12 protein-coding genes are annotated in these 20,388 nt (G+C 42.2%); all 12 read left to right on the plus strand.

Features of this window, described 5'->3' with window-relative positions; translation table 11 throughout:
• Positions 1 to 106: 106 nt before the first annotated feature.
• The 12 genes from BLR37_RS00275 to BLR37_RS00330 all read left to right on the plus strand — a co-directional run bounded on the left by BLR37_RS00275 (position 107) and on the right by BLR37_RS00330 (position 20,340).
• Complete coding sequence (locus tag BLR37_RS00275; protein ID WP_244154554.1) at positions 107 to 1,039, plus strand: glycoside hydrolase family 43 protein; 933 nt, start codon at positions 107 to 109, stop codon at positions 1,037 to 1,039.
• A 175-nt stretch (positions 1,040 to 1,214) separates the two neighbouring features.
• A complete protein-coding gene (locus BLR37_RS00280; protein ID WP_090763043.1) occupies positions 1,215 to 3,047 on the plus strand; it encodes a sialidase family protein in 1,833 nt (610 codons plus the stop codon).
• Between the two features lie 113 nt (positions 3,048 to 3,160).
• Positions 3,161 to 4,594: a sialate O-acetylesterase gene (locus BLR37_RS00285; RefSeq protein ID WP_244154555.1), complete on the plus strand. Its 1,434-nt coding sequence runs from the start codon at positions 3,161 to 3,163 to the stop codon at positions 4,592 to 4,594.
• Complete coding sequence (locus BLR37_RS00290; RefSeq protein ID WP_090763046.1) at positions 4,594 to 7,368, plus strand: glycoside hydrolase family 2 protein; 2,775 nt, start codon at positions 4,594 to 4,596, stop codon at positions 7,366 to 7,368. Before BLR37_RS00285 ends, BLR37_RS00290 begins: the two co-directional genes overlap by 1 nt.
• Before the next feature lie 119 nt (positions 7,369 to 7,487).
• Positions 7,488 to 10,226 carry an alpha-L-rhamnosidase gene (locus BLR37_RS00295; RefSeq protein WP_090763048.1) on the plus strand — a complete coding sequence of 913 codons (2,739 nt, stop codon included), beginning with the start codon at positions 7,488 to 7,490 and terminating at the stop codon, positions 10,224 to 10,226.
• Between the two features lie 157 nt (positions 10,227 to 10,383).
• Positions 10,384 to 11,043 (plus strand): DUF3826 domain-containing protein, encoded by a 660-nt coding sequence (locus BLR37_RS00300; RefSeq protein WP_090763052.1) that lies wholly within the window; start codon positions 10,384 to 10,386, stop codon positions 11,041 to 11,043.
• A 147-nt stretch (positions 11,044 to 11,190) separates the two neighbouring features.
• A complete protein-coding gene (locus BLR37_RS00305; protein WP_167356521.1) occupies positions 11,191 to 12,330 on the plus strand; it encodes a sialidase family protein in 1,140 nt (379 codons plus the stop codon).
• The gene (locus BLR37_RS00310) at positions 12,327 to 13,859 is read left to right on the plus strand and encodes a DUF4974 domain-containing protein (protein WP_244154556.1); all 1,533 of its coding nucleotides are present in this window, start codon (positions 12,327 to 12,329) and stop codon (positions 13,857 to 13,859) included. The genes BLR37_RS00305 and BLR37_RS00310 overlap by 4 nt, the downstream gene beginning before the upstream one ends.
• Complete coding sequence (locus BLR37_RS00315; protein WP_244154557.1) at positions 13,860 to 14,756, plus strand: sugar phosphate isomerase/epimerase family protein; 897 nt, start codon at positions 13,860 to 13,862, stop codon at positions 14,754 to 14,756.
• Positions 14,757 to 14,765: 9 nt separating this feature from the next.
• Positions 14,766 to 17,279, plus strand: a complete 2,514-nt coding sequence (locus BLR37_RS00320) for an L-rhamnose mutarotase (RefSeq protein WP_090763058.1) — start codon at positions 14,766 to 14,768, stop codon at positions 17,277 to 17,279.
• Positions 17,280 to 17,434: 155 nt separating this feature from the next.
• A complete protein-coding gene (locus BLR37_RS00325) occupies positions 17,435 to 18,520 on the plus strand; it encodes a Gfo/Idh/MocA family protein (RefSeq protein ID WP_090763061.1) in 1,086 nt (361 codons plus the stop codon).
• A 230-nt stretch (positions 18,521 to 18,750) separates the two neighbouring features.
• Positions 18,751 to 20,340 carry an SLC5 family protein gene (locus BLR37_RS00330; protein ID WP_090764757.1) on the plus strand — a complete coding sequence of 530 codons (1,590 nt, stop codon included), beginning with the start codon at positions 18,751 to 18,753 and terminating at the stop codon, positions 20,338 to 20,340.
• Positions 20,341 to 20,388 lie beyond the last annotated feature (48 nt).

Genomic DNA, 20,388 nt, shown 5'->3' on the forward strand with positions numbered 1-20,388 from the left:
ACGATCCTGGAAGTAAACGTGGCGTCAGATGTTACCATCTGATGCTGAAAAAGAAACAAATAAAAGTGCCAGATAGCAATATCTGGCACCATGATAAACAAAGAAAGTGTTAAAATTTAAGTTCATATCATCCTTACGGTTAGCCATTTTAGGCCTGGCAATTTGCGGATTAACTTCCTGCACTAAACAGGCTTATTTGTTTACCTCGTTCCACGAACCAGCCACAGCAGGTTTACGTCTGCTGTACAGTTACGATGCTTACCACTGGACCGATTTAAACAAAACCTTTTTAAAACCAACAGTCGGAACCCAAAAAGTATTGCGCGATCCATCGATGGTTCAAGGCCCTGATGGTACTTTTCACCTGGTTTGGACTTGCAGCTGGAAAGGTGATAAAGGTTTTGGCTATGCCAGTTCCAGGGATCTCATCCATTGGAGTAAACAACAATTTATCCCGGTAATGGAAAACGAACCTAAAACCGTGAACGTTTGGGCACCGGAGCTTTTTTACGATGAAGAAAATAAAGAATATGTAATTATCTGGGCTTCTACCATACCTTTCCGTTTTGCCAAAGGGATAGAAGAAGAGGACAACAACCACCGGATGTACTCGGTTACGACAAAGGATTTTGTAACTTTTTCTCAGCCTAAATTATTTCTGGATCCTGGTTTTAGTGTAATTGATGCGGTGATTGTTAAACGCGAAGCAAAAGATTATGTCCTGGTCTTGAAAGACAATACCCGGCCTAACCGCAATTTAAAAGTGGCTTTCGGAACATCTGCTTTAGGCCCGTACACGAATGTATCTGAAGCTTTTAGCCCTAAACTAACCGAAGGTCCCACGGTGGTAAAAACCGGAAAAGACTGGCTGATTTATTTCGATGCTTACGGACAAAAAAACTATTCGGCCATGAAAACTACTGATTTTAAAACCTTTAAAGATATAACCAGTGAAGTATCAGTACCTGAAGGGCATAAACATGGTACTATTTTAAAAGTGAAGAAGAAAGTGATTGAAGATTTATTAAAAAATAAATAAGTGAATAAACCTCGCAGGTTTTAAAAACCTGCGAGGTTTAAAAGGAATAGAAGATCGTCATTGCGAACTGAAGTAAAGGATGGAGCGGGTGCGTGAAGCAATCTATTTAGCAAAAAAGATTGCTTCGTTTCGATGAAAAATCGGAAACGCGTAATGACGTAGAACATAAATTAAAATGAAAATACAACAGATATTTGGTTTAGCTATACCACTTGCATTGGCCCTAAGCACTGTGCAGGCACAGGATACCGTGCGCTATACCGGTAAAACACTGGTCAATGCCGATTATCACCACGGGCAGTTAACACCCGTTGTTGGCGTACACAGCATCCAAACCTTTCGTGCGAACCGTGAGCATCCGGAGCTGGCTGAGAATTTTGGCTGGACCTATAACCACGCACCGATGCTGGCTTACTGGAACAACCAATTTTATGTAGAATATTTAAGCGATAAAGTAGGCGAGAGCATCCCTCCAGGACAAACTTTGCTGCAATCATCAAAAGATGGCTACACCTGGACCAAACCTGACGTTATTTTCCCTGTTTACCGGATTCCGGATGGTACCACAAAAGAAGGCCGTACTGATGTCGCCAAAGATCTCGACGCGGTAATGCACCAAAGAATGGGCTTTTATGTTTCGACCAAAAATGTTTTCCTGGTGCTGGGCTTTTATGCCATCAGTTTCGATGCCAAAGATGATCCTAATGATGGACATGGCATTGGCCGGGCTGTACGCGAGATACAGGCAGATGGCACATACGGACCGATTTATTTCATCCATTACAACCCAGGTTATGCTGAAAAGAATACCAAATATCCATACTATACTAAAAGCAAAAGCAAAGCTTTTATTGAAGCCTGTAACGAGCTGTTGGCTAATAAATTAATGACACAGCAATGGAACGAAGAGGCCGACCGGAAAGATCCGCTAATTACTTTGCAAAAACAATACAAAGCCTTCAGTTACTATCATTTACCCGATGGTCGCGTAGTGGGGTTATGGAAGAACGCTCTAACGGCCATCAGTACCGACAATGGTAAAAGCTGGCCTGAAAGTGCATTCCGCGCACCTGGTTTTGTAAACAGCAATGCCAAAATCTGGGGCCAAAAAACCAGCGATGGCCATTTCGCAACCGTGTATAATCCATCCGAATACCGCTGGCCGCTGGCCATCTCAACAAGTAAGAATGGTTTGGATTACACTGACCTTTCCTTAGTAAATGGCGAAATCACGCCCATGCGTTATGGAGGCAATTATAAATCGTATGGTCCGCAATATGTTCGGGGCATTGAAGAAGGTAATGGAAAACCTGCTGATGGTAAACTTTGGGTAACCTACAGCATGAATAAAGAAGATATCTGGGTTTCGGGCATTCCGGTACCCGTAAGCACAACGGTTAACAGCCATGTAAACGATGATTTCAGTAAAATGCCTGCCGATAAAGCTTTAGCTTTATGGAATATCTACAGTCCGCTTTGGGCACCAGTAAAAGTAGAAGAAGGCAATTTAGTGCTAAAAGACAAAGATCCTTTTGATTATGCAAAAGCCGAACGCGTATTTCCGGCTTCAAGTAAGCTAAGTACTTCTTTTTCGGTTATCCCTAAGCAAGATAATTTCGGTTTACTGGAAATTGAGTTACAAGATGATAAAGGCATGGCTACCGTGCGTTTAACCTTTGATACCGCAGGTGTATTAAGTGCAAAAGCTGGTGCACGCTACAAAAATTTCTTAAAATATAAAGCTGGCGAAACCTACGATATTAAGCTAAAACTAACCACGGCGAATCGTTTTTACACCATTACCGTTAACGGCAAAGATGTACTTACCAGTCTGGCTTTCCAACCAGTAGCCAATGTTTCTCGCATTGTTTTCCGTACAGGCGACGTACGCCGTTTCCCGGATGTAGATACTCCAGCCGATCAAACCTACGATTTAAACAACGCAGGAGAGGCCGAGAAAAAAGAAGCAGTTTATCTGATCAAATATTTAAAAACGGAGGGGATATGAGGAAGTTGACAGTTTGGAGTTGGGAGTTGGGAGTTTTCCCGTCAGTGCATCCCCGCGCGATCGTCATTCCCAACTTGATTGGGAATCTTAAAGCTAATTGCATTAGGATTCCGGTGCAAGCGGGAATTGCGGCACTAACTATTTTCCTCTCATTTTTCTCTTTCTCCGCCAACGCCAAAATCCTGTTGCCACAAATCCTTTCCAGCAACATGGTTTTGCAACGAGCTAAACCTATCAATATCTGGGGCTTTGCAGCAGCAGGCGAGCGGGTAACCGTAACCTTCGCCGGGCAGAAAAAAGAAACCCTTACCGACAAAAACGGAAACTGGGCAGTAGTTTTAAATCCATTAAAAACAGCTGCACAACCGCAAAGTATGCTCATTTCGGGTTCCAACACCATCGAGCTGAACAATATTCTGGTTGGCGAAGTATGGCTTTGTGCGGGTCAATCGAACATGGAGTATGCCATGCGCAAACTGGCTAAAATCCCGAAGCCCAAAAATGAAAAACTGGGTTTTCCTGCTGATGAAGTAGCAGAGGCCAAAAACAAGCAGATCAGGATTTTCCTGGTAAACAGAAAAACTTTAATCAAACCTGATTCCATTCATAAAAGCTGGAGTGTAGCTGAAGATTCTGCCTTACGTGCCTTTTCGGCTGTAGGTTATTTCTTTGCCAAAGAGTTACAGCAAAAACTAGGTGTTCCGGTAGGGGTAATTTCTTCGGCAGTGCCGGGCAGCGCCATCGAACCCTGGATTTCGGAAAAGGCATTTGCTGATGAACCCTATTTTAAAGACAAAAAATTAGGCAACAATCCGGGTAAATTTTATACCCCAATGATTGAGCCACTTACCAAATTTAAAATCAATGGTTTTTTATGGTACCAGGGCGAAACCAATTGCTTTTTAAACGAAAACATCACCTATGCCTATAAAATGAAAACGCTGATTAACCTTTGGCGCAAAGCCTGGGACGAAAGTAATTTGTCTTTTTATTATGTGCAGATTGCACCTTTCGATTACAGCAAACAAAAAAGCGATAAAGTATTGTTAACCGCTGATACTGAGCCTGCTTTCTGGGAAGCACAGGAACAGATTTTACGTTTGCCCAATACGGGAATGATTTCAACATCCGATTTAAACGATAATGGTGGCGATTTACACCCAACATATAAATGGGAGGTAGGCAGACGTCTGGCACTTTGGGCTTTAACCAAAACTTACCACCAAAAAATAGATTTTTCCGGTCCAATTTATCAAGCTGTTACCTTTAAAGCGAACCAGGCCATACTCGATTTCGAATATTTAAACACAAAAACTTCTGGTTCTGTTACCGGCTTTACCCTGGCCGGAGCCGACGGGAAATTTGTACCCGCCAATGCAGAAATTAAAGCCGGCAAAGTGTGGGTATCGGCCAAAGATGTGGCGCAACCTAAGGCAGTACGTTACAACTGGGCAGAAAACCCTTCAGGGAATTTTTATAGCAACGGCTTGCCCGCTTTACCTTTTCGAACTGATAATCCATTAACCCAACAATTTAAAACCAATTAATGTTAAAACGGTCATCACTATTTCTTTGCTTTATTTTACTGTTTTGCCTGGCTAAGGCACAACAAACAGAGAAATTATATCTATCGGGTACGGGGAACGACCATACCGTAAACTGGGAATTCTTTTGTACCGAAGGCATGAACTCGGGCAAATGGACAACTATCCCCGTTCCTTCAAACTGGGAGCTACAAGGCTTTGGAAAATACAATTACGGTTTCAATAAAGAAGAAAATAAAGGCAAAGAACAAGGACTTTATAAGTATAAATTCAATGTTCCTGCTACATGGAAAAGCAAACAGATTAATATCGTTTTAGAAGGCTCTATGACCGATACCGAGGTTAAAATCAATGGCCAGCTGGCCGGAGAAATTCATCAGGGATCGTTTTACGTATTTAAATACGATATTACCAAACTCCTTAAGCTGGGTAGCGATAATTTACTTGAAGTAAAAGTAGCTAAACATTCTGCCAATGAATCGGTTAACAATGCCGAACGCAAAGCAGATTTTTGGATTTTTGGCGGTATTTTCCGTCCGGTTTACCTCGAGGCTTTACCCACAAGCCATATGGAAAGGATACAGATCGATGCACGTGCCAATGGAACATTGATGGCTAATCTTTTCACTACAGGCGATGCTGATAAAATTGCTGTTCAGTTAACAGATGCCAAAGGAAATAAATTTGGCAGCAGTGCTTCTTTTAAAATTACCGGTAGCGCAACAAGCATAACTCAAACTTTTAAAAATCCGGCGCTTTGGTCGTCAGAATTCCCCAATTTATACACCGCTACTTTTATGCTGAGCAAGAATGGAAAAATGCTCCATACGCTTACCAAAAAAATAGGTTTCAGAACGGTTGAAGTCCGTGAGCGCGATGGCGTATATGTTAACGGCGTAAAAATGAAATTTAAAGGTGTAAACCGGCATTCTTTTTATCCTTCATCGGGCCGTACTACCAGTAAAAAAATCAGTATTGCCGATGTGCAGTTAATGAAAGAAATGAACATGAATGCCGTTCGCATGTCGCATTACCCGCCCGACGGTCATTTTCTCGATGTTTGCGATTCGCTTGGCCTTTTCGTGATGGATGAACTGGCCGGATGGCACGGTACCTACAACACAGCCACTGGCACAAAATTATTTAAAGAAATGATGGCCGCGGATGAAAATCATCCATCCATTATATTTTGGGCCAATGGAAACGAAGGTGGTCACAACCGGGAACTCGATCACCTTTTCCCTGAAAACGATATACAGAAACGCCCGTTAATTCATCCATGGGAAGTTTTTGGGGGCTTTGAAACCACGCATTACCGAGAATATAATTACGGTATTGGCAATTACGATCATGGGCACAACATATTAATGCCTACAGAGTTCCTGCATGGCATGTGGGATGGCGGTCATGGCGCTGGAATAGAAGATTACTGGAACGCCATGTGGAACAACCCGCTTTCTGCAGGTGGTTTTCTTTGGGATTTTGCAGATCAGGCTGTGGTACGCACCGATAAAAATGGCATTTTAGATACCGATGGCAACCATGGGCCCGATGGGATTGTAGGGCCATACCACGAAAAAGAAGGCAGTTTTTATACCATTAAAGAAGTATGGAGTCCGGTATTTGTCGAAAAAAGAGAAATTACTACTGCATTTAATGGTACTTTCCGTCTCGAGAACAGATATGCCTTTACCAACCTTAACCAATGCAGTTTTGAGTGGAAATTAAAAAGATTAAAAGCCGATGGTTCCGAAACCGATTTCAAAGCAGGTAAAGCAAATGCACCTGATATTAAACCTTTAGAAAAGGGAACACTGCAAATCAATCTCCCGGCCGACTGGAAAAATTTCGATGCACTGTATCTAACCGCTAAAGATGTTTACGGCAAAGAATTATTTACCTGGAGTTTCCCAATCAGCCTGCCAAAAGATGATGCCGCTAAACTGGTTGTAACCACCGGAAAATCAAAAGTGAACTTCAAAGAATCGGCTACGGTTTTCGACGTTTCGGCTAATGGCATTCAACTAACTTTCGATAAAACAAATGGCCTGCTGCAAAAGGTAGAGAATACCAAAGGAGTCATTCCTTTTAACAACGGACCGGTTTTACAGGAAAGCGTAAATAACTTTAAAAATTTCACGACCAGAATGGATGGTCAAAACCTGGTTATCGCTTCAACCTTTGACAGAAAAGAAAGTTATAACACCTTAGAATGGACTATTTATCCATCAGGCTGGTTAAAAATGCAGGTAAAATATTTCCCTGCGGCCTATTTTACCACTTTCGTTGGCTTAAATTTTTCTTATCCCGAAACAGAAATGAAAGGCGTAACTTACAAAGGTAACGGGCCTTACCGTGTTTGGAAAAACCGCATGAAAGGTACCCAACTGGGCTTATGGAAGAAAGATTACAACGATTCGGCAACCGGAGAACCACCATGGCAATACCCTGAATTTAAAGGCTATTATGCCAATTTGTACTGGTGCGATTTTATTGGGAAGACACAAAATTTCAGGGTAGTAACCGATAGAGAAGATGTTTTTTTAAGGTTGTTTACCCCGAAGAAATCGAAAGACACAGAATACGATAACATGAGTCCGACTTTCCCGAATGGCGATATTTCTTTTATGAACGGAATTTCGGCCATTGGTACCAAAACACAAAAACCAGAAACCACAGGGCCAATGGGCATGAAACATGTGTTCTACGATTTTGAAAAAGAACCGGCTAGAGCGTTGGATATGACTTTGTATTTTGATTTTTCACCCAAAAATTAACCACAGATGAATTGGATGAACACAGATAAAAATATTATTGAATTATTGCAGAAAGATCAGTGTTTATCTGTGTGTATCTGTGGCAAAAAAATTAACTGAATCGGTGTAATCACTAAAAAATGAACATTAAAACCTACATATCGCTAATCACATTGCTGCTACTCTTGCCGCTCCAAAAACTGGTGGCCCAGGTGAGCCTGCAAAACCTGAAATGCGAGATGCTGGTTAATCCATTAGGTATTGATGCTACGCAGCCGCGTTTAAGCTGGGAAATCCTTTCGTCAAAACGCAATGTAGTTCAAAAGGCTTACCAAATTTTAGTGGCCTCAACAACTGAAAAACTGGCTCAAAATGAGGGAGATCTCTGGAATTCAGGAAAGGTAAACAGTGATGAATCCATCCATGTAAAATACAATGGTCAGGCGCTGAGCAGTAGAATGCGTTGTTTCTGGAAAGTAAAAACCTGGACAACTGCAGGCGAAAGCGAATGGTCGGCCGCTAATTCGTGGACCATGGGCTTGCTAAACTACAAAGACTGGCCCAAAGGCTGGATTGGTTTCGATCGGGCCTTTCCATGGGATAAAACCAAAACCGACTCCCGTTTATCGGCACGTTATTTCAGAAAGGAATTTCAAAGTACCAAAAAAGTAAAATCCGCCACAGCCTCCATCATTGGTCTGGGTTTGTACCAACTTTACCTGAATGGCAAAAAAGTAGGTGAGGAGGTGCTTACCCCTTCACCAACCGATTACAATAAAAACGTGAAATACAATACATACGATGTGACCACTTATTTGCAGGAAGGAAAAAATGCAGTTGGTGCCATTTTAGGCAATGGTCGTTTCTTCGCCATGCGGCAAAATGAAAAACCTTATAAAATTAAAACTTTTGGTTTTCCTAAAATGCTGCTGAATATCCATATTGTTTACAGCGATGGCAGCACAGCCAATATCGACACTGATGATAGCTGGAAAGGCACTGCCGATGGTCCTATCCGCGCAAATAACGAGTACGATGGCGAAGAATATGATGCCACAAAAGAAGCTGCCGGTTGGAATAAAGCGGGTTTCGACGACAGCAAATGGCTGAAAGCAGAATTTGTGCAGGAACCTTCGGGAACCATCGAAGCCCAGATGAACGAAAACATGCGGGTGATGAATACGCTCAAACCGGTTACTATTAAAGCAATCTCAGGCAGCAGATTTATCCTGGATATGGGTCAAAACATGGTTGGCTGGTTACAAGTTAAAGTTAAAGGCCAAAAAGGCAAACAACTGAAAATGCGTTTTGCCGAATCCCTGCAGGAAAATGGCGAATTATTTACGGCAAACCTGCGCAATGCTAAATGCACTGATTTATACTCCTTTAAAGGAAGTAAGCCAGAATTGTGGGAACCCACTTTTGCCTATCGTGGCTTTAGATATGTAGAACTATCTGGCCTTAATTACACGCCAAACCTCAGCGACTTTGTTGGAAAAATGATCTACGATAAAATGAATACCGCAGGCACTTTCGAAACGTCAAATGCATTAATCAACCAGATCTTTAAAAATGCCTGGTGGGGTATCGCCGGAAATTACAAAGGCATCCCGATTGATTGCCCGCAACGCAACGAGCGCATGCCCTGGTTAGGCGATAGAGGAGCCGTTGCGCATGGCGAAAATTTCCTTTTCGATAATGGTCGTTTTTATGCCAAGTGGCTGCAGGATATCAGGAATGCACAGAAAGAAGATGGTGCCATCCCCGATGTTGCCCCTGCATTTTGGCGCTATTACAGTGATAACATAAGCTGGCCGGGCTCTATTGTGCTCATTACCGAAATGCTTTACAAGCAAACAGGCGATGTAAATGCCGTGACTGAAAATTATCCGGCCATCAAAAAATGGTTGCGTTATATGCTGGACCGTTACATGAAAGATGGCATCCTCACCAAAGACAGTTATGGCGACTGGTGCATGCCACCGGTAACGATCGAAGCAGGCAGGGGCAAAAGTGCCGATAAAAAGTACCCTTCCGAATTAATTTCAACGGCTTACTACTATCATTTCACACAACTGATGATGCAATTTAGCAAAATAAGCGGGAATGAGGGCGATTACAAAGATTATGAGGCACTTGGCGATAAAATAAAGGCTGCATTTAATCTGAAGTTCTACAACGAAAAAGGCTTTTATGGCAATAACAATTTAACGGATAACATCATTCCGCTTTATTTCGGAATGGTTCCGGAAAAGCATATCGATCAGGTTTTCAAAAATATAGTCTATACAGTTGAAGTAACCAACAAAGGGCATTTAAGCAATGGTTTGGTTGGGGTGCAATGGTTAATGCGCTGTCTAAACGATTACGGCAGACCTGATTTGGCTTATACCATCGCTACACAAAAAACTTACCCTAGCTGGGGTTATATGATCGATAACGGTGCAACCACCATTTGGGAACTCTGGAATGGCAATACCGCCGATCCGAAAATGAATTCGCAAAACCACGTGATGATGCTGGGCGATTTACTGATCTGGTATTATGAAAACTTAGCTGGCATTAAGGCCGAAAGCCAAGCTTTTAAAAAGATTAGCATGAAACCCGAAATGATCGCTGGATTAGATCACGTAAATGCAAGTTATCAGTCGGCTTATGGATTAATTAAAAGCGACTATACCAAAAACACAGATAAGTTCACCTGGAAAGTAAGTATCCCGGCCAATACCAGCGCTACACTTTATATTCCGGCAAAAAGCAAGCAAGCGATTACAGAAAATTTAGGTTCAATAAAGGATTTAAAATTTATAAGATTAGAAAAAGACAGGGCCGTTTATGAGGTGGGCTCAGGCGATTATGAGTTTGTGGTGGAACGTTAAACGACAAAATAAATCATGGTTTGTGTGGACACAAACCATGGCGCAAGAACAAATCGTCATTGCGAGGAGGTACGACGAAGCAATCTTTCCAGCAAAATAGATTGCTTCGCCTGATGAAAAATCAGTCTCGCAATGACGGGTAAAATAAATATAGATTATGAGAAAGATTTTAAGATTATTTATGCTGTTAAGTTTACTGGTCACTTCAGTAAACGTTTTCAGTCAAACCAAAGACATTGTTGTACCTGAAGATATTTTAACCAAAGCCAAAGAATGGGTTTCGGCTTTAAATTTAACCGATGCAGGCAAAAGAACAGCGGTCGAAAACATCATTGCCGTTCACTTAACAACGGTTAAGGATTGGCATAACGATCATCCTTCGTCAATAGTTCCTGATGGGATAAATCCGGTAACCGGCAATAAACTAAGTGATCTCGATAAACAGATCATTGCCGATTCGGCCATGCCTGCAACCGTGCACAAAGCATTGATGGATGGCTTAAACCAATATTTATCAGCTGATCAGGTAGAAACAATTCTCGATAAATACACCATTGGCAAGGTGGCTTTTACCATGAAAGGTTATAAGGCCATTGTTCCCGATTTAACGGTCGATGAAGAAGCTAAAATACTCGCTTACTTAAAACAGGCGAGAGAGCAGGCCGTAGATTATAAAAACATGAAACAAATTTCGGCCATTTTCGAGATTTACAAGACCAAATCAGAGCAATTGCTCAACAACAATGGCAGGAGCTGGAGAGCACTTTACAGCGCTTATACGAAGAAAATTAAAGAAGAAAAAGCAGCAAAACAGTAGGGAATTATCTCTCTGATCGTCATTCCCGCGGAAGCGGGAATCTTAAAGCAAAAGAAATGCATAGCGACCCTATTAAGATTCCCATCCGATAGCTATCGGATCAAGCTGGGAATGACGACCGTCTATAAATAATAGCTTAACAAAAATATGATGTTAAATAGAAAAATATACATTACACTAGGATTACTTCTCGCAGTAGCAATAGGTGCCCATGCCCAGGTAGAAAAATGGCAAACCGGCATCGTTAAACAGGAGTTTTTATATGATAAGGCTCCGTTTCCATCGTGTCATTCGGCTACCATTGCCGAAACACCAACGGGCTTAGTGGCTTCATTTTTTGGAGGCACCAAAGAAAGAAATCCCGATGTTGAGATTTACATCAGCCGTTTTATTGATGGAAAATGGCTTGCACCGGTTTCTGTAGCTAACGGTATTTTAGCTGATGGCAAACGGTTACCAACCTGGAATCCTGTTTTGTATCAGGTGCCGGGTGGCGATTTATTGTTATTCTATAAAATCGGTCCTAAACCATCTGAGTGGTGGGGCATGATGCGCAGCTCAAAAGATGGTGGTAAAACCTGGTCGGATGCTACAAAACTGCCTAATGACAATATCGGTCCGGTTAAAAATAAACCTGTTTTGTTAAGTAACGGAAATCTCTTCGCACCGTCAAGCCGCGAAGGTGATGGCTGGAAAGTACATTTCGAGGTAACCAAAGATAATGGCAAAACCTGGCGCACAGTAGGACCATTGCAGGAAAACGGCATTAAAGCCATCCAACCCAGTATTTTACAGTACGGAAAAGGTAAACTCCAGATTTTAGCGCGTACCGCAAATCGCGCAATTGCCGAATCATGGTCTATAGATAATGGTGAAACCTGGTCGCCGCTTACCAAAACCACTTTACCCAACAACAACTCGGGTACCGATGCCGTTACGTTGAAAGATGGCAGACAGGTATTGGTTTATAACCACGTATTGCCTCCGGGCGATCTCGCCAAAGGTGCGCGCACACCTTTAAATGTTTCAGTTTCTAAAGATGGTAAAACCTGGTACGCTGCATTGATTTTAGAAGATTCGCCCATAAGCCAGTATTCTTATCCCGCTGTAATCCAAACGGCTGATGGCATGTTGCATTTCATTTATACCTGGCGGAGGGAGAAAATCAAACACGTAGTAGTAGATCCCTCAAAATTAAAGTTGAAGAAAATCGAAAATGGTATTTGGCCAAAGCTAAAGGGATATACTGCACCGGTAATTACTGAAACTAAAAACGAGGAACCATGAGAAGTATAAGAAAATCGTCATTGCGAGGAGGTACGACAGCCAGTCCCGATTTCTCGGGAAAGCAATCTGTCTTACAAGGAAAGATTGCTCCGGCTGATGAAAAATCAGCACTCGCAATGACGGGCGGAATATTTAGATGTCTAGTGTTATTTATAGTGGGCTCACTGTCCTTCACTAACATCCTTTCCGCCCAAACCCAAAACTCAGATCACGCATACAAAAAACCTTTATTAGAGGTACTTAAAGATATTGAAAACCGTTACCACATAAAAATCAAATATGCCGAGCCCCAGGTAAAAGATAAATGGGTAAACTATGCCAACTGGCGTTTTCGGGCAGATGTTGATGAAACCTTAGCCAATGTGCTTACCCCATTGGATATGAAGGTGAACAAAGAGAAAGCCGGTGTTTACAAGCTCAAAGAATACGAATATTACCGTTGGGAAGTGCAGGATGGCTGGGCCTACCTGGATAGTTTAGCTTGCAAATACAGCGATCAGGCCAGCTGGGAAAAACGAAAAGCATTGATTAAACCTCAGCTTTTTGAGGCTTTGCAATTATCTCCTTTACCGGCTAAACCCAATTCAAAGCCCATTATTACTGCGAAGCGCATTTTTGATGGCTATTCAGTAGAAAATATTGCTTTAGAGATTTTACCAGGCGTTTGGATCAACGGATCACTTTATAAACCATTAAATATCAAAGGAAAAATACCGGTTATCTTAAGCCCTGATGGACATTGGGAAAAACAACGTTACCGTCCAGATTGCCAGATTCGGTGTGCCATGCTGGCGCGTATGGGGGCTATGGCCTTCAGCTACGATCTTTTTGCCTGGGGCGAATCGATGTTGCAGTTCAAGTACGAAGACCATAGAAAAAGCTTATCACAAACCGTGCAAACGCTAGGTGGGATCCGCATTTTAGACTATTTCACTTCACTAAAAGAAACCGATACCAACCGGGTGGCCATTAGCGGTGGTTCGGGCGCTGGCAGCCATTGTATTTTAATGACCGCAATAGATAACCGCATTAAACTCAGTGCCCCTGTGGTGGCCATGTCATCTTACTTTTATGGTGGCTGCCCGTGCGAAAGCGGTATGCCTATTCACCAATGTGGGGGTGGAACAGATAATGTTGAACTTGCGGCAATGGCTGCACCGCGGCCACAATTGCTCGTATCAGATGGTAGCGACTGGACTGCACATACTCCTGAACATGATTTCCCTTATCTGCAAAAAATGTATGGCTATTACGGCGTAAAAGATAAAGTGGAGAATGTGCATTTACCTGACGAAAAACATGATTTCGGTCCGAATAAACGTATTGCACTTTACGATTTCCTGGTTAAATATTTCAAACTCAATGGCAATACCGTTAAAGACAAAGCCGGAAAGTATGATGAAAGCAAGGTAACCATCGAAAAAGAAAATGCTATGTATGTTTTTGGCGATAAAGGGGAAAAACTACCAAAAAATGCTGTTATAGGTTTTGAAAACCTGCAAAAATTGTTTCCACAAAGCCAGAATTAAATGATGCAACACCAGAACAGAAGAACTTTTATCCAACATGTTGCCTTAATTGGTGGGAGCTTAATGTTGCCCAATGTTTTGCTGGCTGCAAGCCAAAAGCGCAGATATAAAGTGGCCGTAATTGACTTGATGATCCTCAAGCGTCAGAAATTAAGCGCTTTAGAGCTGACCCGCGAAATTGGCGCCGATGGATTGGAAATCGATATGGGTGGGCTTGGCGACCGGGAAACCTTTGATAATAAACTGGCTGATCCGACCATAAGGCAACAATATCTTGAAAAAGCAAAAGCACTTAATCTCGAATTTTGTGCCCTGGCCATGACCGGCTTTTATGCCCAGTCTTTTGCCAAACGCCCAACCTATCAAAAAATGGTGCAGGATTGTTTAGATACGGCTAAAGCCATGCAAATCAAGGTTGTTTTTTTACCCTTGGGCATACAGGGTGATTTGGTTAAAAATCCCGAATTAAGGGCACCAATTGTTGAGCGCCTAAAAATTGCCGGTAAAATGGCTGCCAAAGCAGGGGTGATTATCGGTATTGAAACTTCACTCGACGCAAAAGGCGAACTACAGTTGCTGAAAGAAATCAATTGTAAGCACATCAAAAGCTATTTCAACTTTTCGAATGCAATTAAAAATGGTCGCGATTTACACCAGGAACTAAAAATACTGGGGCGAAAAAACATAGTTCAAATCCATGCGACCAATGAAGATGGTGTATGGCTCGAAAATGACCCAAAAATTGACCTCAAAAAGGTAAAACAAACTTTAGATGAAATGGGCTGGAGTGGCTGGCTGGTTATAGAACGTAGCCGTGATGCCAAACAACCTACCAATGTGAAGTACAACTTTACCGCCAATACCAAATACCTGAAATCTATTTTCCAAGCCGGATAACCCTTGTTTATGAGAACCTACCTAACCATTTTGCTGATTTTAAATTTAATGTGCGCGCAATTATTCGCGGCGGATATTTACGTCTCCAAATTGGGCTCCGATCGCAATACCGGCACAAAGAAAAAACCATTGGCCTCGTTGCATTTTGCCATCAGGAAGGCAAGGGAGTTACGCAGGTTAAACGATAGTTCAATTAAAGGTGGGATTTATATCATTGTAGAAAATGGTTATTACGCTCTAGATGAAGCTATTGTGCTCCGTCCTGAAGATTCTGGCACCAAAGAAAGTCCAACACAAATTGTGGCGGCTCCAGGTGCTAAAGTTATTTTTAGTGGCGGCGTAAAAATTAAAGGCTGGAAAAAATTAACTAGCCCGGTTGCAGGCTTACCTAAAAATGCCGTAGGTAAAGTTTGGGTTGCCGATGCACCCATGTTTGCTGATAATACTTTATTGTTCAGACAGCTTTGGGTGAATGGTATTAAGGCCATTAGGGCAAAAGATGCAAATGGAGATGCCATGAACCGCATTTTATCCTGGGATGCGAAATCGCAAACCTGCAAAATCCCTTTAAACAAAAATATCAACCTCAATGGGGCTAAAGGTATCGAAATGGTAATCCACCAGTGGTGGGCCATTGCCAATTTGCGGGTAAAGTCAGTAAAAACCCAGCACAATACTGCCGAACTTTCCTTTTTACAGCCAGAAAGCCGCATACAATCAGAACACCCATGGCCAGCGCCGTGGATTTCGGATAAAACCGGAAATTCTGCCTATTATTTAACCAATGCCATTCAGTTCTTAGATGAACCGGGCGAGTGGTTCGAGGATTTACAGCAGCATAAAGTGTATTACTGGCCTAAAGCCAAGCAGAATATGCTTCAGGCAGATGTGGTTGCACCTGCTTTAGAAACCTTAGTTAAAATTGAAGGAACCATTGATCATCCGATAGCTTATATTTCTTTCCAGGGAATATCTTTTCAGCATGCATCGTGGTTATTTCCTTCCAAACAGGGCCATGTACCGCACCAGGCGGGCATGTATATGCTCGATGCCTATAAGTTAGACAAACCAGGCACTAACGATAAACCCACACTAGAAAACCAGGCCTGGGTGGGGCGTCCGGCTTCAGCCATCCAGATCAATTATGCCAATCATATCGATTTTGAGGCATGCACGTTCGAACACCACGCTTCAACCGGACTTGATTACCAAAAAGGAACGACCAACAATCTGATTAGAGGCAATTTGTTTAAAGATATTGGCGGATCAGGCATACTAATGGGCACTTTTTCTGACGAAGCTACCGAGGTACATCTACCTTACCAGCCATCAGATGAACGTGAGATTTCTTCGGATAACCGGATTGAAAATAATCTGATTACCGATGTAACCAACGAAGACTGGGGCGCTGTAGGCATTGGAGCAGGTTACGTACGTGGATTGAAAATCCTGCATAATGAAATCAGTGATGTTTCCTATTCGGGGATTAGTATGGGCTGGGGCTGGACAAAAACGAAAAATGCGATGAAAGACAATACCATCAGCGCGAACAAAATCCATCATTATGGCAAGCACATGTACGATGTGGCCGGCATTTATACCTTATCTGCTCAACCAGGCTCATTCATTACCGAAAATGTAGTAGATAGTATTTACACGGCCAAATATGCGCACTTACCTGATCATTGGTTTTACCTCTACACCGACGAAGGATCTTCGTATTTCACCATCAAAGATAACTGGACGCCTAGTGAAAAATACCTGCAAAATGCCAATGGTCCAGATAATGTATGGGAAAATAACGGACCTGGGGTTGCCGAAAAAATCAAAGAAAACGCTGGTCTGGAAGCGCAATATCAATATCTGCTAAAGGATAAATCATCGATTTCTGGCACCAGGCAGATTAATAAGGCGATAGATAAACCGGTGGTTTTTGAGCTCATTTTTAAAAAGAATGAAGTACCTGGCGAAAAAGCATTAACTGCATTTGCCCGCGAAAACAACCTGCTGCGTTCATCCATTTACCATTGGGAAAACCGCCTGGCCATTTACACATCTACCTTAAAAACAGAGAGCTTGCAGCAAACCCTAAAAAGGCTCAATGCCAGCGAGATTAAGCTGTACGATGATATGTTTTACGATTTCGACAGGAAAAAACAGTGCGGAACCGAACCAGTAAAAGAATGGGACAACATTATACTGTCCGCCAACCTGGTGAAAGATGAAAAACTGCAAAAAGAATACCTCGCATACCACAAAACACAGTTTGAGCAATGGCCCGAAATATCAAAAGGCTTTTGCAATGCGGATTTTCAACGGCTGGTTATTTTTAAAAAAGGCCGTCAGCTCATGTTGATTATCAGCATACCCAAAGGCGAAAATTTAGATAAACTGAACCCGAAAACAACGGAAAATAACCCCAGGGTAGATGAATGGAATGCATTAATGAAAAAATATCAGGAAGGAATTGAAGGCACAAAACCCGGCGAAGTTTGGGTTTTCTTTAAACCGATAAACGAATAAAAGATTGTCACGTTGAGCCTGTCGAAACGCTTTAAAAACCCTTCGACAAGCTCAGGATGACAACGAAGGCTGGCAATCTTACAAGCAAAAAAGATCGCTTCGTATAGCCTCGCAATGACGAAACTTAAAATTATAACGCTTACAAAAAATAAAATATGTTAAGATTAGGAATACTAGGATTAGGCGAGGGCAGAAGCACCATATCTGCTTCCTTGGCAAGCAAAAAGTTCAAATTAATTCAAATTTGCGATGCCAATAAAAAACTCTGCGAAGAACGCGCTTTGGAGTTCGATTTCCAGAACTGGACTACCGATTACAACGATATGCTCAAGAGCGATAAAATTGATATGATTGCGATTTATACACCTGATCATTTGCATTTTGAGCACATTAAACTGGCTTTGGAGCATGATAAGCACGTGGTTTGTACCAAACCCTTCATTGATGATCTCTCGCAGGCAAACGAACTTTTGGCCCTGAGCAAAAAAACCAAAAAGAAAATTTTTGTAGGTCAGAGTTCCCGTTTCTTCGAACCGGCCATGCGCCAGAAAAAAGATTTCGATAAAGGTTTAATCGGTGAGTTGATTACCATCGAAAGCCACTATCATGCCGATCATCGCTGGTTTTTGGAAAAAGGCTGGTCGCTAAAACAATCTTTCAAATGGCTATATGGCGGTTTAAGTCACCCGGTCGATTTTATCCGCTGGTACATGCCCGATATTGAAGAAGTTATGGGCTATGGTATGCTCAGCAGCAATGGACAGCAAGCAGGCTTAAAAAACCAGGATACCATGCACTTTATCTTCAAGGCCAAAGATGGCAGAATTGCCAGGGTAAGTGGTGCTTACACCGGACCAACCCAACCCGCAAGTCGCGATAGTGGAATGAGCTGTATTTTGCGCGGAACTGAAGGGGCTAGCCAGGCCGATTACCATGAATTGCGTTATGCAGTAACCACCAAAACGGGCGAAGAAAAAATCATTACCTGGGGCGATGCCACTTTGAAGCATTATTTCCGCTTCGAAGGCCAGAGCCACCATGCCGGCGAATATCAAAATTACCTGGAGTATTTTGCCGACAGCATTAACAACAAGTTTACGGCTTACCCTGATTTAAAAGAAGGCATTGGAACCATTGCCCTTTTGCAGGCCATGGATAAATCGCTCGAAACAGGCTTGCCGGTAAAGGTAGATGAAATATTAAGCAGTTATAACATTAGCAGGGAATCGATAGGATTATAAAATACTAAACCACAGATGAAAAGGATGGACACAGATAGTTGAGAAGCAATAGTTCGTATCACATTGAAAGTTAAAAAATGTGTGTTATAAAAATCGGCCACGGAGACAAAAAACTCACGGAATTCAAATTCGTTAGCTGCCTAAATATCGGGAAAGTATTAAACCAAAATAAAAGTTTCCGTGTTAATCCGTGTTTCCGTGGCAAACAAGTAAAAAACCAAACTAACCAAATGCACAACATTGTAGAACGTTTAACCAGTTTAGATTACATCATCGTAATCGCCTACCTCATCATCCTGATGGTGATCGGGTACCGCGCCAGTTTTCCGAAGAAGAAAAACAGCGATGAAACCTTATTTTTAGCCAATAAATCTTTAGGCTGGGCCAGTATTGGCTTCAACATGTGGGGTACTAATGTAGGTCCATCCATGCTACTTGCTTTTGCCAGTATCGGCTATACCACCGGTATTGTAGCCGTAAACTTCGATTGGTATGCCTTTATTTTCCTTTTCCTGTTAGCCATTGTTTTCGCGCCCAAATATCTGGCCGCAAAAGTGAGCACCATGCCCGAATTTATGGGAAACCGTTACGGCGATTCTACCCAGAATATTTTAGCCTGGTATGCATTGGTGAAGATTTTAATCTCCTGGCTATCCTTAGGTTTATTTGCCGGTGGTTTTTTAGTTCGCCAGATTTTAGGTATTCCGATGTGGCAATCGGTAACCGTTTTGGTTGCTTTTGCCGGCTTATTCACCTTTTTTGGTGGTTTAAAGGCTATTGCCAAAGTCAACATTTTCCAGATGATCTTACTGATTGCTGTTTCGCTTTCGCTTACTTTATTGGGCCTGCATAAGGTTGGCGGTATTTCAGCACTGTACAGCAAAACACCCGGACATTTCTGGAACCTCATACAACCTGCCAGCGATCCCAAATATCCCTGGTATGCCATACTTTTAGGATATCCTGTGGCAGCTGTAGCCTTTTTCTGTACCGATCAGTCGATGGTTCAGTCGGTTTTGGGCGCTAAAAACCTGAAACAAGGCCAATTGGGCGTGAGCTTTATTGGCTGGCTAAAAATCCTTTCACTGCCACTCTTTATCGTAACCGGAATATTGTGTTATATCCTCTTTCCGAACCTGAAAGATCCAAATGAAGCATATATGACCATGGTAACCAATCTTTTCCCTCCGGGTATGAATGGTTTGGTAATCGTAGTGCTCATTGCGGTTCTGGTGGGCACCATAGGTTCATCGCTGAATTCGTTAAGCACCGTGTTTACCATGGATGTGTACGTCAAGAAAATCAATCCACAGGCCAGCAATAAGCAGATTATCAATGTTGGCCGTTTAACGGTTATAGCCGGTTGTATTTTTGCGGTAATTGTAGTGTTGGCTATCGATAACATCAAAGGCCTAAACCTCTTTGATGTATTCCAATCGGTACTGGGTTTTATTGCGCCGCCACTTTCAGTGGTTTTTCTGTTAACCGTGTTCTGGAAACGAACTACCCGAAAAGCCGTAAATTTTACGCTATCCATTGGTTCTATCCTAAGTTTAAGCACCGGGATTGTTTATTTATGGGTTTTGCCACCTAGCGAATATACTTTTTGGCCGCACTACCTCATGCTATCCTTCCTGATTTTTGTGGGTTTACTGCTTATCGCCATTTTGATTTCGCTTTTAGACAGAACACCAAGTATTTACACCATCAACGAAGAACATGAAGCCAATATTGAAAAACCAGATAAGACTGTTTGGATTTCGTGGGCTGCACTGGCTATTGTAATGGTTGCACTTTATATTTTCTTTAACGGACATTAACATCAACCACAGATAAAAAGGATACACACAGATACTAAATCCGTGTTC

Origin of the sequence: Pedobacter soli, from assembly GCF_900101435.1 — a bacterium.
Classification (GTDB): domain Bacteria; phylum Bacteroidota; class Bacteroidia; order Sphingobacteriales; family Sphingobacteriaceae; genus Pedobacter; species Pedobacter soli.

What these genes read in the sequence shown, in the direction of transcription:
- BLR37_RS00310 (WP_244154556.1), top strand. Translation starts at nt 12,327, where the DNA reads ATGAGAAGTATAAGAAAATCGTCATTGCGAGGAGGTACGACAGCCAGT.
- BLR37_RS00300 (WP_090763052.1), top strand. Translation starts at nt 10,384, where the DNA reads ATGAGAAAGATTTTAAGATTATTTATGCTGTTAAGTTTACTGGTCACT.
- BLR37_RS00290 (WP_090763046.1), top strand. Translation starts at nt 4,594, where the DNA reads ATGTTAAAACGGTCATCACTATTTCTTTGCTTTATTTTACTGTTTTGC.
- BLR37_RS00315 (WP_244154557.1), top strand. Translation starts at nt 13,860, where the DNA reads ATGATGCAACACCAGAACAGAAGAACTTTTATCCAACATGTTGCCTTA.
- BLR37_RS00280 (WP_090763043.1), top strand. Translation starts at nt 1,215, where the DNA reads ATGAAAATACAACAGATATTTGGTTTAGCTATACCACTTGCATTGGCC.
- BLR37_RS00320 (WP_090763058.1), top strand. Translation starts at nt 14,766, where the DNA reads ATGAGAACCTACCTAACCATTTTGCTGATTTTAAATTTAATGTGCGCG.
- BLR37_RS00330 (WP_090764757.1), top strand. Translation starts at nt 18,751, where the DNA reads ATGCACAACATTGTAGAACGTTTAACCAGTTTAGATTACATCATCGTA.
- BLR37_RS00295 (WP_090763048.1), top strand. Translation starts at nt 7,488, where the DNA reads ATGAACATTAAAACCTACATATCGCTAATCACATTGCTGCTACTCTTG.
- BLR37_RS00305 (WP_167356521.1), top strand. Translation starts at nt 11,191, where the DNA reads ATGATGTTAAATAGAAAAATATACATTACACTAGGATTACTTCTCGCA.
- BLR37_RS00325 (WP_090763061.1), top strand. Translation starts at nt 17,435, where the DNA reads ATGTTAAGATTAGGAATACTAGGATTAGGCGAGGGCAGAAGCACCATA.